Here is a 14,074-nt window from a genome sequence, read left to right on the forward strand (position 1 = left end):
ATCTAATCTCTACAGTAAATCATCAAGCAACTAATAACTATAGAATTTTTTTCATAGGCACGAATATTGCTATAAACAGAGTAATTAGTTGTTACGTACTGGAGCAAACACAATGGATTTCGCATCTACATCAGAGCTGTATCCTGAAGACTACTGGTACCGTTCAGACGCTTACTTGAACATGGACTTAGAACTCGATCTTGTTCAAGTGATTCAACAACTACATGGAAGTTTAGATCCTAGGACAGTTTTTGCCTGTTTCGGCAAAATACTAGGACAACAGTTGCCGGTTAAAGGATTGCAGTTGACCCTAGAAAAACAAAAGTTTGTCTGGGGACGTCATTACGGTATTGAACTGCAACGCACTATTGCAGATAAACAAGACCAATTTAACATGACTTACCAATTAGCCATGCCGCTAAGCAAAACGCAAACGGCAACGTTAAACCGGTTAGAAGCGATATTGATCCAGCCGCTAAGTAATGCGATCAAGTATCAAAACATGTCTAAGCAAGCCATGTTTGACTCACTGACGGGTCTGGGTAATCGCTATTATTATACCCAAGCGATCAGTACAGCATTAGCACGTGCTAACCGTCACCAAGGTAAAGTGTCTTTAGTGGTAATAGATCTAGACAAGTTTAAACAACTTAATGATATCTATGGTCACAAAGCAGGTGATTATGTATTAGTTGAATTTGCCGAACTCATTAATGAAGCGATCCGCAATACCGACCAGGCTTTTAGAGTTGGCGGTGATGAGTTTGTTATTATTGCTCAAGGCGACACGCAAGCGGCTGAAATTGTTTGCCAGCGTATTATTGATATGATGCCAAAACATGCCCAATTAACCGAATACGATATACAATGCAGTTTGGGTATTGCAGAGGCGATACCAGAGCAACATGCAGACAACTTGTACGACCGTGCCGATAAAGCCATGTATGCAGCCAAAGCAGCTGGGCGCAATTGTTATCGCATTAGTGAAGGTTAAAAATGCAGGTTAAAAAATCACGCAGGTACTAGCACCATAGCGTTGGTTTGGATAGACAACTAATTAATGAGCACAAAGCCCTTAGTCAATTAGAATAAGGGCTTTTTCCGGCTTTTGTCCTGTATTGAGGCTCATTAAGATATTAAACTTTAAATCAACCTCACTACAGACCACGTAATTGAATTCGCCTTAAAAATTCAGTCATCACCCGATCGTAAACTAAGTCACCTAAAAATAAATCTTCAACACCGTGATCAATACTCGGGTTATCATTGACCTCAATCACAAACGCTTTGCCATCGATTTCTTTTAAATCTACGCCATACAAACCTGCTCCAATCAGATTTGATGCTTTTACCGCTGCGTCGACAATATTGTGCGGTACCATTTTTAAATCGATACAGTCAAAGTCGCCACTACTCACACGACCACTCTGGTGGTGCTGATAAATCTGCCAATGACCACGGCTCATAAAATAACGGCAAGCATAAATAGGTTGGCGATTTAACACGCCGATGCGCCAGTCATAGTCGGTTGGCATAAAAGCTTGTGCCAAAATTAATGCGCTGTGCTTAAAAATCTGTTCAGCCTGCTCTATTAGCATAGCGCGGTCTTTAACCTTAACAACCCCAAGTGAGAATGCACCATCGGGCACTTTAAGTACGATAGGTAAACCAATTGCATCGATGACTTTGTCAGCCCAATTTTTATCAGATGCTTTAAATATAATACTCTTTGGGACAGGCACTTTGTGTTTATAAAGTAATTCAGTTAAAAACACTTTATTAGTGCATTTCATTATCGATTCAGGGTCATCCATCACCACTAAACCTAATTGCTCAGCGGCTTTGGCAAACCGATAGGTAAAGTTACTGATGTTGGTGGTTGAGCGAATAAACAAACCGTCAAACTCACTTAGTCTAGATAAATCATGTTTACCAATTTGCACTAAATCCATGCCAATCCGACTAGCGGCTTTTGTAAACAGTTTCAACGCGGCTTTATCTGAGGGGGGCATTTTTTCATTATTGTCGACTAGCATGGCTATTTCATATCGATATCGCTTAAAAGGTTTAGGCGCTCGCCATACTTTTTGAGAAAACACTTCAAGGTATTTAGCAAATAAGTCTTGCTCTGACTCACATAAGTCTTGAAAAGCCACTGGTTCAATAACTTCAACCTGCCATCGGCCAGAAATATTAAGTAAATTGACTTGCAACACTGGCACAGTAAAACGTTCAAAAATTTTACGAGCAATTTTATCTAATGCAGGATTATCGCAATAGCCAAAATACACTTTCATCGCAATGTCAGTCACACTGGCAGGCAATTTATCTAACCCTGCTTGTGGCAGGCTAAAAAAACGGTCTTGAGATAAATCATTAATGGTCATTACTTTAGGAATGACTCTATGACCACGCGCCTCCGCCATCAGTGAACAATAATATCCTGTACTCAAGTAATCGTAACGACGACACAGGTTAATCACTTGCATTGCATTTTGATCTGCAAATGCTCCCATCTCAAGGTAGTCATGAACCGTGACAAGGTTGTCACTTGGCAAGTAAGGCCGCCAATCATCGATATCGTCGGTAACAATTAAAAACTGAGCCATAAAAATCTATTGCCTCTTATGCAATTTAGCGCGTAAATTAACCACCATCATGTTTGCCAATTCGAGCCGACTCATGCTGCTTCGCCAAGCTATTTCTAACGATTTATCGCAACTCATCAACATCGAAAACAATGCATTTAGCGGCGATAAAATCAATGCTCGACAAATGAAGCGTTTTATCAATTCGCCGCTAGACTGCTTACTCGTTGCAGAAATAGACGGTACTCTTGCAGGCTACGCATTGGTGTTATTTCATCGTGGTACTCGCCTAGCAAGACTCTACTCTATCGCTGTTGCATCCGAGTTTAGAGGCCAAAACATTGCCTTTGAACTTGTCACTCATTGCGAGAAAATTGTGGTCGAACGCGGGTTTATTACATTACGCCTCGAAGTGAGAAACGACAATATCGCCGCTAAAAATCTTTATGTAAAAATGGGTTATAAGGTATTAAAAACCTTAGTGCATTATTACGATGACCTGGCTGATGGCGTGCGAATGCATAAACGCCTAGACCCACCAGGACCAAGCAAGGTTATTAAGATGCCTTTGTATGTGCAAACCACGCCCTTTACTTGCGGCGCAGCGTGTTTAATGATGGCAATCAATGCTGTTAAGCCAAACTATCGGCCTAGCCGAGTCGATGAGTTAAGTATTTGGCGCGAAGCCACTACCATATTTATGACCAGTGGTCATGGCGGGTGCAGTGTACATGGCTTAGCATTAGCCGCGATAAACCGCGGACTACAGATAAGGGTTTATAGCCAATCTTCGTCGATACCATTTATCGACAGTGTACGTGATAAAAACAAAAAGGCGGTGATCACTTTAGTACATCATGATTTTTGCCAGCAATTGGCTTCGCATGGTGTAGAGATACACAATTCCTCACCCAATATAGTGCAATTAAAGCAGTGGATTGACCAAGGATATGTGGTGCTGTTAATGATCAGCACCTATCGTTTTAATGGTGAAAAAGGCCCACATTGGGTGGTATTGAGTGGCTATAACGAGCAGTTTATGTTTATCCACGACCCATTTGTTGTCGCGCAAAAAGATGCCATTAATGCCGCTTACGTGCCCATCAGTCAGGCAGAGCTTACCAAAGTGATGCAATATGGAAAGCAGAAATTGGTGTCTTGTTTAGTGGTTGAGTCATCTTTGGCAAAAGATGGTTAAGCTTTTTATGGCCTGCGGCCACTAACGTCGTGGCGCTTCGCCCACCAGATTATCAATACACGTTACTTTGATTCAAGATATCTAAATGAGTCTGTCAGTTTATATTTGTCTTCCCGGCAATGTTTTTGAGCCGGGATCCAGGTGTTAGCTTTGTACTTTTGTACTTTTGTACTAATGGCCTGCGGCCAGCAACGTCGTGGCGCTTCGCCCACACCAGTCCAAGAGGAAACCAACGGCGGTTCCCTCTTTACTCTTTATAAAAGAATTGGCCCAGCCGCCACATCAAAATTATCATTCTTGTTACCAAACGATAGCTGCGATAATTTCGCGACGTGGTCAGATCCTGCTTTTAACTTCGTTTTGGTGTTCTTCGGCCACCTCTTTATGGTAAAGAATGAAAATGCTAACGCTTCCGATGGTACACCCTGTACCGCGAAAGCTAAGCTCACATCCATGTGAACTTCACGCTATTTTCTTCAACGGCCTCAAGTTCAGAGTTGAATTTGAATATTTTCAAGAAAACAAAACACGTTTTAAACAAAAGCAACTAAATTTCTGACCCAACTAAATTTGAAACTAACTGTGCACAAAGGCTAATGAAGCAATGACTTCTCACCATCATCACTATGCCAAATGCTATTTAAGCTACATCGCCATGATTAGACACCTTATTGGCGCGCATTAATGAATACAATCAACAAAGTCGTTTACACCCTAAATGAGCCTGAAACTAACTGTGCAAAAAGCACCTCTGACGTGAATAGTGCCATCTTAGGGTTAACCGATAAATGTCTAGTGCCCCTGACATTTCAAAGTAATGAAAAGCGTCAGGCAGCGATAAGATCGCACTAAGAGAGCCTCTATATGTGTTTGCTGTAAACGATGATTTGACAGCTAAATGACAGACGAAGTAGATGAATTTGTTGATTGATTTTAATTTGACAGCAAAAGCAGTCAAATAAGTTAGGCGCGCCTATTGACTGGCGGAAGGCTCATATGTGTTATAACTTTTTTTGCATACGTATTAAGTCCCAACTTTCACCATTAAATTCCCTACTATTTTTCTCAACGGTAAAGGATATAAACCCAAGTTTTTCATAACATAAAATAGCCGCCTGATTGTGACTAAAAACTCCTAAAGTAAGTAACTGACACTTATACTGCTCTTTAGCTTTCATAACTAACAATTTGAGCATTTCTGTGCCGAGATTTTTACCACGAAAAGTGGGAGAAATAAACACTCTACAAATTCGACATTCACTGTCAGAGACTTGGTAAAGTTCTACAAAACCCGCTGGCTTACCGTTAACTGTAAACATAAAAGGATGTACTTCGGGCTTAGTATAATGCTCTTGAATCTGATCCGCTGTCAATGGAAATTGATAAGCAGGGCCACCCCACAAATAGTTGAGCTCATCACTATCTATCCAAACAATTAACTGTTCGAAATTATTTTCCAAAAAGCATTCTAGTAGCATAGTTACCTTGAAGTTATAACGCCCGCAACAGCGGAAATTTATGAGCTCTAGCGAGTAAATTTTCCGACTGCTTGCGCTTGTTAACACTTTACAATGTATGGTTAGCAATATCGCTCAACTTATGCTCTTTGATCATCCATCGAGCTATTTCACCGAACTCATTTTCGAGTTCAGAAAATATATGAGCTGTTCTCGGACTTATCAAAGGACTCATTTCAGAAGCAGGAAGATTATACTTAATTGGTTCTTTTCTAAACTCGTAGCCCCAGTTGGCGATAGCAGCCAGATTTAATGCAATCTTTGTATTCTTGATTTTGTTCCAAACCTCTCTTTGCTTCTCTAAAGGCATTCTTTCGCCAAGGGTGATTGACTTGATCGCATCCATTGGTACATCCATTACATAAACCGGAAAGCCGTTATAATCACCAACCTTTTTGCAATCAGAGAGATTTCTAACAATTCTATATTCTTGCTCATATTTCCAATCTTTAGGCTTTACACAAAGCTCTGCTATAGGAATTGGAGATTCACCACTTAAATAAGAACTAATGTCCTTTTTAGGTCTTTTCTCTCGATACTCTATATCAAATAGGCCCGTGAAAAATTCATGTTCCTCGTCAAACTCAATAACAGCTCCTGAATACTCATCTGCATAATGTGACCACATTAAAAGAGATGATTCATTTTTAGATAAGCATAGAATACCAACAGACTGATTCAGCGAGCTTAAAATCTTTCTGGAGTTGATGTCATTGCAATGGTCAGACTCAAAGTCAATTGGCAATTCTCCAACACTTGTCTGCCTTCTTGGTGCAAGGACGTCAAAGCTGATTGAGATATCTTTGGATTCGAAATCTTCCGGAACATGTAATTCCGGAACCATTTCAAACGGGTCATTAAAAGCCCCTGGTTGAGTAAATCTGACACTCCCATCCAAAACCCTCAACGTATTCTCAGGTGTCAAATACTTGTATAAAGGCACATTCTCTCCTTGAGTGTTAACAGCTTATTGAACGGCCAAATAAATTTAAAGTCGGCCGTTTAAGTTATTGATTAATATCATCCTACATTTACTATCTTATTGATGTAAAGCAGTTTTATTTAACGCCAGTGACACATAAAAGCGAGCTTGCGCGTTAAAAGTGGACCCAATAATCGAAAATAAATTAAAAGACATTAATATCAATGCATTAGGGGGTTCGTGAATTATTACTCGTACTACTTTAGTTTACTTATCAACCGATTAAACTTAAAAATACGCAAAAAAACCATTACAACTGTTTTTATACACAGTACACACCACATAAAGGTGAGAGACTAGCTGCAACTGGATAGCTATCCGACATTTGTAAGCCTGTTAAAATGCAGTCAGGAGCTGGGTGAAGCGCTACGACGTTAGTAACCGTATGTCATAACTAATAAAAAGGAGACTTCCGCCTCCTCTCTTTCTTAAACTAGCAACACTATTTACCGTCTTGTGCTCTGAGCTTTTTAAAGTCTGACTCTTCTAGCCATTTTGGCCAGTCGTTGTTATTGGCAAGTTTTTCAATGATGTCGCTGATTAAAGCAAGATCTTGTTTTACCCCACCTAAATGCCAGTTGGCGTCATAATCGTCAGCACCTTGATGATATTTATGCGCGATATAGTCTGGGTCGGTATCGCCTAAACTCATAAACAATAATCCAGGGACTCCTTGTTGTGCTAAGGCAAAATGGTCTGAGCGGAACATAAGGCCGTTTTGTGGACGAGGATCAGCTTTAACTGTGCGCCCTTGTGCTTTGGCGGCAGCATCTAAATACGTCTCAAGTTGAGATACACCATGACCATAACGCAGGATGTAATCAACACCTTTACCGACATTCATGCCATCGATGTTTAAAAATGACACCAATTGCTTTGTGGGCACAGGAGGATTAGAAGCAAAGTATTGTGCGCCAATGAGGCCTGTTTCTTCTGCTGTAAAGGCTGTAAATAGAATAGAGCGTTTAGGGGCTTTATCTTGCGCGTTAAAATGACGCGCTAACTGCATGACGCCTGCAACACCTGAGGCATTGTCGACGGCACCGTTTAAAATAACCGTTTTACCGTCTTGAACGGTTTTGCCTAAGTGGTCCCAATGGGCGTGCATCACGAGCCATTCATCTGATTGGCTCGTACCCGGTAGCAAGCCTGCAACGTTATAAGATGTAGCAAGTTCAATGGTGTTTTTTACCACTAAATTCGCTTTAAGGTTGAGCGCAATGGCTTTAAAACCAGCCTTGGCAGCAGTCAGTTTAACTTTATCAAAGTCAAGGCCGGCTTTTTGGAACACCGTTTGTGCTGTACTGTGTTGTATCCAGCCCATTACACCGATGTGTGATTGATTATTTTGATCATCTACCAAAGTGTATTTGGTATTGGTGTTGCTGTTTTCAACCACGTTCCAGCCATAAGCCGCTGGCGCGGTTTCGTGCACAATAAACACGGCTTTGGCGCCCTGCCTTGCGGCTTCTTCGTATTTGTAGGTCCAGCGGCCATAATAAGTCATGGCATTACCCTTAAACACGTTTGGGTCTTGTGTGGCAAAGCCTGGGTCGTTAACTAATACGATGACGGTTTTGTCTTTTACGTCGATGTTAGCGTAATCGTTCCATTGGTATTCTGGGGCATTAATTCCGTAACCCACAAATACAATATCGCTGTTATCTAATGACACTTGTGGCTGAATTTGTTCGGTGCGGGCGGTAAAATCGCGACCATTATTAAACACCACATCTGGAATGGTTAGCTGCATGGTTTGATCGGCCGTAATTTTAGCCATAGGCACGGCTTGACGGTAACTGTCACCAAAGCCCGGTTTGAGTCCTATAGCTTTGTATGCTTTTTCTAAATATTCAACGGTCAGTGTCTCGCCCTGAGACAAAGGCCCCCGGCCTTCAAATTTATCACTGGCGAGGGTTTCTACATCTTGGCGGTAGGTTTTTTCATCAAATTGAAAGGGGGTAGCGTTCACGTTTGGCAGTAACAACACACCAAACAGCGCTAATAAACGAAAGGTATTCATAGACAACATCCTTTGTTAAATATTAAAAATAATTGTAAACGTATTACGACGATCGACACGCTTTAGCTATTCAACAGCGGCAAGCTAAGCCCAGCTTGCCCAGGGGCTGCAAGATAGCGTTGGTCTATCCATAATCCAATGGCGGCAACTAACACATCACCGTAAAAAATTAATGGTATTTGCTGGCGACGCCAAGGCGGAATATGGCATTCCTGCCACAATTTTTTAAGCTCACGTGGTTTGCTGCGCTGCGTTGACGCAAACTGTGGCAGGCATTTAATTGAGCCAGCTGCGCCAAACTTTACCGTGACTTGTACATGCTCAATTGGCAAAGCAAGTAAAGGAAATGAAGATGTTGAAACGCCCTGTTGCATCTGCGCCTGCATCTGTTTTTGCACTACAAATGCCAGTTGCCCTACTCTGCCTGAGGCTTGATTTTGCTCGCCTAACAGTACCGCACGAATATCGTGTTGCAACGCGTTGACAGGTAATGGCTCAAGCGCTGAGTTACTGAGTACGTAGGCTATACCGGCAAAACGCTTAATTTGAAAGTCGCCCCATTGAATTGCCACATTAGCATCATCTTTTGCCTCAAGCAGTTGCGACAGTATTTGCTGCAATTGTGATTGTGACGGTAAACTCACGTCGCAATAACTTAAATACCCACGAAACAGCAATGCCTGCCAGGCGGGCGTTAATTGTGCAAAGCCTGCTAATACAAACCCGGTGGATTCGGTTACTAGCGCCTTGGGATCAGTTGGCTGTATTAACCACTGAGGTAAGCGATGACTCACTTCATTGTCTATCACCTGTTGTTGCTCTGCACATAATGCCGCGCTGCGGGCCGCGGTAGTGGCAATGCCGGGCCAACGTTGTTTTAGGCGTGGAATAATATCAAGGCGTAAAAAGTTTCTATCAAAGCTGTCGTCTTGGTTACTTTCATCTTCAATATGAACTAACTGCTTTTGGGCTGCAAATTGCTCAATTTGATCGCGACTTATGTCTAATAACGGCCTCACTAACCAAGCTTGCTTGTAAGTTTGCAGCGCCCCCATTGCAGCTAAGCCTTTTGGGCCCTGACCTCGCTTTAACGCAAGCAATAAGGTTTCGAGTTGATCGTCTTGATGGTGTGCGGTGAGTAAAATATCACCCGGATTAAGATAGCGATCAAATGCTTGATAACGCGCCTCACGCGCTTTAGCCTCTAAACTTTGTCTAGCGCCTTTTTCAACATTAACGCGTTCTATTTGTATTGGCAGTTGATAATGGCTTGCACGGGCAATGCAATGTTGCACCCAAATGTTGGCATTGTCACTAAGGCCATGATGAACATGAATAAGCAAACAGGCAATGTGCGGGTATTGATGACTAAAACGACTTAGCCCGAAGGCTAAAACCTCTGAGTCAACACCGCCACTGTAAGCTAACACTAACTTAGGCTGTTGTTGCCCCTGAGAAATGCCTTGAGGATAGAGTGGCAAAACGGCCTGTTCCAATAACAATAAAAGCTGTTCTGCTGTCATAACGTACCTTAATTAAACGTAATTTTAACGTTATTAGAACCAAGCATACTCTCTAACGCTAGCATAAGCTCGTCACTTGGATTGACTCGCCATTCATCGCCTAGGGTAATTTTGCCACTGGCTTCTGGTTTAACATAATTGATAACTACTGGCACAGCGCCATTTCGCCATGGCGTTAAGGTTTGCTCAAATTGTTCAAGCCATTCAGGCGTCACTTCATTGCCTTGAACATTAATTTCAACTGCGCGCGCAAAGTGGCTTCGGGCTTCGCCAATCTCAATCACATTACGGGCATTCATGCGGTTGCCGCCAGAGAAATCATCAAAGCTGACATCACCTTCGCAAATTAAAATGCGATCTTTTTCAAGTAAATGTCCAAACTTTTCAAACGGCTCGGTAAACAACATGATTTCTAATCGGGCACTTTTATCATCGAGCGTCACTAAGCCCATTTTAGAACCACGCTTGGTGATCATCACTCGGGTTGCGACAACCAGCCCAGCGGCCTTAACGGTTTTGCCACGCTCGGTTGGATGTATGTCTTTTAAACGGCCGTTGGTGTACTGCTTAAGCTCTTTTAAGTACTGGTTAATCGGGTGTCCAGTTAAATACAGCCCTAAGGTTTCACGCTCGCCTTCTAACCAAATTTTGTCTGGCCATGGCGTACACTGCACAAAATTTTGCTTGCTGTCTTCTGGTTCGCTATTGAGTAAACCAAACATATCGTGTTGGCCAATGGCTTCGGCTTTTGCGTGCTGCGCTGCTGCGCTGATGGCTTCTGGTAAGGTAGCCATCATTGATGCACGATGAGGCCCTAGGGTGTCTAACGCCCCTGCTAAAATGAGTTTCTCGATGACGCGTTTGTTGAGTTTTTTTAAGTCTACACGGGCACAAAAATCGAAAAGATCGACAAATGGGCCGTTTTTACGCGCTTCTAATATAGACTCTACCGGGCCTTCACCTACGCCTTTAATGGCGCCAATGCCGTAAACAATATTCAAATCGTCATCTACGGTAAATTTAAACAAACCTTTGTTCACATCGGGCGGAATAAGCGGTAAGCCCATGCGCTCACATTCATCCACCAGGGTGACGATTTTGTCTGTGTTGTCCATATCGGCAGACATTACCGCGGCCATAAATTGCGCTGGGTAGTGAGTTTTAAGCCATAACGTTTGATAGGACACTAAAGCATAAGCGGCTGAATGCGACTTGTTAAAACCGTAACCGGCAAACTTTTCAACCAAGTCGAAGATTTTCATCGACAACTCGCCATCAACGCCGTTGTTAATCGCGCCCTCTTTAAAAATACTGCGCTGTTTAGCCATCTCCTCAGGTTTCTTTTTACCCATAGCTCGGCGCAGCATGTCCGCGCCGCCTAGAGTATAACCAGAAAGTACCTGAGCAATCTGCATCACCTGCTCTTGATACAAAATAATGCCGTAGGTGGGCGACAACAGCTCTTTTAACGATTCGTGTTGGTATTGCGAATCAGGGTAAGACACTACCTCGCGGCCGTGTTTACGTTCGATAAAGTTATCAACCATGCCTGACTGTAGCGGCCCAGGGCGAAACAGTGCTACCAGTGCAATCATGTCTTCAAAACAGTCGGGTTGTAGGCGCTTAATGAGGTCTTTCATACCACGGGATTCAAGCTGAAATACCGCGGTGGTTTCGTAGCGTTGTAGTAATCTAAAACAAGCTGGATCGGTTAATGAAATGGCTTCAATGCGAACAGGTTCTTTACCTTCTTTAATCAGGCGCGGATTAATCATCTGCAGTGCCCAGTCAATAATGGTTAAGGTCCGTAAGCCCAAAAAGTCGAATTTAACTAAACCTGCGGTTTCTACGTCATTTTTATCAAACTGAGTAACCGGGTTTAGCCCTTCTGCATCGCAATATAATGGTGCAAAGTCAGTAATACGTGTGGGAGCAATTACCACACCACCGGCGTGTTTACCGGCGTTACGTGTTACCCCTTCTAAGCGGCGACACATATCAATAAGCTCTTTTACATCTTCATCTGCTTCATAAGCTTCTGGTAATGCAGGCTCCACTTCAAATGCTTTGGCAAGCGTCATCCCAGGCTCTGCTGGGATCATCTTGGTTAACCTGTCAACAAATCCATAGGGATGCCCTAAAACACGGCCTACATCGCGTACTACCGCTTTTGCCGCCATGGTACCGAAAGTAATAATCTGTGATACCGCTTCACGGCCATATAATTCAGCAACGTGGTCGATAACTTCATCACGACGATCCATACAAAAATCGACGTCAAAGTCGGGCATGGATACCCGCTCAGGGTTGAGGAATCGTTCAAACAGTAAATCGTATTCAAGTGGATCTAAGTCGGTAATTTTAAGGGCGTACGCAACCAATGACCCAGCACCAGAACCACGTCCTGGCCCAACCGGAATGCCGTTGTCTTTACCCCATTGGATAAATTCCATCACGATAAGGAAGTAACCCGGAAAACCCATTTGGTTGATGACTTTGAGTTCAATATCAAGACGCTCGTCGTACTCGCCACGTCTTTGTGCGCGCACTTGAGGGTCAGGAAACAGAAACTCCAAGCGTTCTTCTAAGCCTTTGCGAGACACTTCAACAAGAAAGTCCTCAATCGACAGATCACCCGTTGGGAAATTCGGCAAAAAATACTCGTGTAATCGAATCGTCACGTTACAACGTTTGGCTATTTCAACGGTATTTTGAATTGCTGATGGAATATCAGCAAACAAGGCTATCATTTCATCTTCAGTGCGAAGATATTGCTGATCGCTGTATTTTTTTGGGCGACGAGGGTCGGCTAAGGTAAAGCCATCATGAATTGCGACCCGGATTTCGTGGGCTTCAAAATCGTCTGCTTTTAAAAAAACAACCTGATTAGTGGCAACAACAGGTAGGCCTCGACTTGATGCAAGCTCAACCGCCATGTGCAGGTAACGCTCTTCGTCGGCCCGGCCCGTTCGGATTAATTCTAAATAGTAGCGGTCATTAAAGTGTTGCTGGTAAAAACTCACTAAAGAGTCAACTTGATTTTGGTTGCCTTTTAATAACGCTTTACCTACATCGCCTTCTTTGGCACCCGACAAAATAATTAAACCACGATTAAACTTAACCAGCCACTCTTGATCAATCACCACCCGGCCATCGATCTGCCCACGCAAATAGGCTTCACTGATTAACTGAGTCAGATTTTGGTAGCCTTCATTGTCCATTGCAATAATGGTTAATGCGCAAAACTCTTTATCAAACCCTGGTGTTTGTACCCAAAAATCTGCACCGACAATCGGTTTAATCCCTGCACCATGACAGCCACCATAAAACTTAACCAGACCACAAAAGTTGTTTTGATCGGTTAACGCTATTGCTGCCATTCCCATGCTTTCGGCGGTGGCAATAATAGGTTTCACTTTGGCAACGCCATCTGACATTGAAAAATCACTGTGGACGCGCAAATGAACAAAACGAGGATCGGACATAGATTAATTATTCTTCGAAAAAGATGAATGTAATAACATGAAAAAGCAGGATTTAGACTATCAAACTAACCTAGTTTCGCCAACGAAAACTAGGCTATAAGGGAATGTTTATTTGTCTTGGAGCAACATACGCTCAGCCACAGGTTTAAAACTTTTACGATGCTCAGCCAACACACCGTGCAATGCCAGGGCTTCAAAATGCGCTTTTGTCGGATAACCTTTATGTTTAGCAAAGCCATATTGAGGATATTGGCTGTCTAAGATAGCCATTTCAGCATCACGGGTCACTTTAGCAATAATGGATGCAGCGCTTATGGCGTCCACTAAACCATCACCTTTAATCACCGCATGACTGGCAATACCAAAATCAGGTACACGATTGCCATCAACTAACACACGTTTGGGCTGAATAGTTAACCCAGCAACCGCACGTTGCATGGCTAACATGGTGGCATGCAAAATATTTAGCTCATCAATTTCTGCAGGGCTAGCACGGCCAACACTTACACTGAGCGCATTGTTGATAATATCGTGATATAACGCATTACGGCGTTTTTCACTGAGCTTTTTAGAGTCATTTAAGCCTGCAATCGGTTTGTTAGGATCTAAAATCACTGCAGCGGTCACGACATCCCCAACCAGTGGTCCACGCCCGACTTCGTCAACGCCAGCAACAATACCATCTGTTATTATCACTACTTGCTCTGGTGTGATGTTTTTTATTACTACAGGGAGCGTGTTTAGGATCATTAATCAAT

The 14,074-nt window shown here is 42.8% G+C and carries 10 protein-coding genes; 3 read left to right on the forward strand and 7 right to left on the reverse strand.

Annotation, left to right across the window (positions count from 1 at the left end; all coding sequences use genetic code 11):
- Positions 1–112 precede the first annotated feature (112 nt).
- The gene (dgcS, locus tag IEW93_RS11875; protein WP_188739543.1) at positions 113–994 is read left to right on the forward strand and encodes a diguanylate cyclase DgcS; all 882 of its coding nucleotides are present in this window, start codon (positions 113–115) and stop codon (positions 992–994) included.
- 163 nt (positions 995–1,157) lie between these two features.
- On the opposite strand, the gene IEW93_RS11880 is transcribed toward dgcS, so the two are convergent.
- Positions 1,158–2,609 carry a RimK family ATP-grasp domain-containing protein gene (locus IEW93_RS11880; protein WP_188739544.1) on the reverse strand — a complete coding sequence of 484 codons (1,452 nt, stop codon included), beginning with the start codon at positions 2,607–2,609 and terminating at the stop codon, positions 1,158–1,160.
- 73 nt (positions 2,610–2,682) lie between these two features.
- Between IEW93_RS11880 and IEW93_RS11885 the strand changes: the two genes are divergently transcribed.
- Both IEW93_RS11885 and IEW93_RS22015 read left to right on the forward strand, forming a co-directional pair.
- Entirely contained in the window at positions 2,683–3,786 is a 1,104-nt protein-coding gene (locus IEW93_RS11885) for a GNAT family N-acetyltransferase/peptidase C39 family protein (protein WP_188739545.1), read from the forward strand.
- Positions 3,787–4,470: 684 nt separating this feature from the next.
- Entirely contained in the window at positions 4,471–4,638 is a 168-nt protein-coding gene (locus IEW93_RS22015; protein WP_229706676.1) for a hypothetical protein, read from the forward strand.
- Between the two features lie 149 nt (positions 4,639–4,787).
- Here IEW93_RS22015 and IEW93_RS11890 read toward each other — a convergent pair whose 3' ends face one another.
- From IEW93_RS11890 to rnhB, 6 genes are all read right to left on the reverse strand, one after another.
- Positions 4,788–5,246 (reverse strand): GNAT family N-acetyltransferase, encoded by a 459-nt coding sequence (locus IEW93_RS11890; protein WP_229706677.1) that lies wholly within the window; start codon positions 5,244–5,246, stop codon positions 4,788–4,790.
- A 106-nt stretch (positions 5,247–5,352) separates the two neighbouring features.
- A complete protein-coding gene (locus tag IEW93_RS11895) occupies positions 5,353–6,246 on the reverse strand; it encodes a DUF2971 domain-containing protein (protein WP_188739547.1) in 894 nt (297 codons plus the stop codon).
- 481 nt (positions 6,247–6,727) lie between these two features.
- A complete protein-coding gene (locus IEW93_RS11900; protein WP_373284918.1) occupies positions 6,728–8,308 on the reverse strand; it encodes a M28 family metallopeptidase in 1,581 nt (526 codons plus the stop codon).
- 62 nt (positions 8,309–8,370) lie between these two features.
- Positions 8,371–9,831 carry a tRNA lysidine(34) synthetase TilS gene (tilS, locus tag IEW93_RS11905; protein WP_188739549.1) on the reverse strand — a complete coding sequence of 487 codons (1,461 nt, stop codon included), beginning with the start codon at positions 9,829–9,831 and terminating at the stop codon, positions 8,371–8,373.
- An 8-nt stretch (positions 9,832–9,839) separates the two neighbouring features.
- Entirely contained in the window at positions 9,840–13,316 is a 3,477-nt protein-coding gene (dnaE, locus tag IEW93_RS11910) for a DNA polymerase III subunit alpha (RefSeq protein WP_188739550.1), read from the reverse strand.
- Between the two features lie 108 nt (positions 13,317–13,424).
- Positions 13,425–14,066 carry a ribonuclease HII gene (gene rnhB / locus IEW93_RS11915; protein WP_188739551.1) on the reverse strand — a complete coding sequence of 214 codons (642 nt, stop codon included), beginning with the start codon at positions 14,064–14,066 and terminating at the stop codon, positions 13,425–13,427.
- Positions 14,067–14,074: the final 8 nt, after the last annotated feature.

Origin of the sequence: Shewanella inventionis (assembly GCF_014641855.1) — a bacterium.
In the GTDB taxonomy this organism is placed as follows: Bacteria; Pseudomonadota; Gammaproteobacteria; order Enterobacterales; family Shewanellaceae; genus Shewanella; species Shewanella inventionis.

Bases quoted from the DNA above. Each gene is read 5' to 3' on its own strand.
- IEW93_RS11900 (WP_373284918.1), bottom strand. From the start codon at position 8,308: ATGAATACCTTTCGTTTATTAGCGCTGTTTGGTGTGTTGTTACTGCCA.
- IEW93_RS22015 (WP_229706676.1), top strand. From the start codon at position 4,471: ATGAATACAATCAACAAAGTCGTTTACACCCTAAATGAGCCTGAAACT.
- dnaE (WP_188739550.1), bottom strand. From the start codon at position 13,316: ATGTCCGATCCTCGTTTTGTTCATTTGCGCGTCCACAGTGATTTTTCA.
- rnhB (WP_188739551.1), bottom strand. From the start codon at position 14,066: ATGATCCTAAACACGCTCCCTGTAGTAATAAAAAACATCACACCAGAG.
- dgcS (WP_188739543.1), top strand. From the start codon at position 113: ATGGATTTCGCATCTACATCAGAGCTGTATCCTGAAGACTACTGGTAC.
- tilS (WP_188739549.1), bottom strand. From the start codon at position 9,831: ATGACAGCAGAACAGCTTTTATTGTTATTGGAACAGGCCGTTTTGCCA.
- IEW93_RS11885 (WP_188739545.1), top strand. From the start codon at position 2,683: ATGCTGCTTCGCCAAGCTATTTCTAACGATTTATCGCAACTCATCAAC.
- IEW93_RS11880 (WP_188739544.1), bottom strand. From the start codon at position 2,609: ATGGCTCAGTTTTTAATTGTTACCGACGATATCGATGATTGGCGGCCT.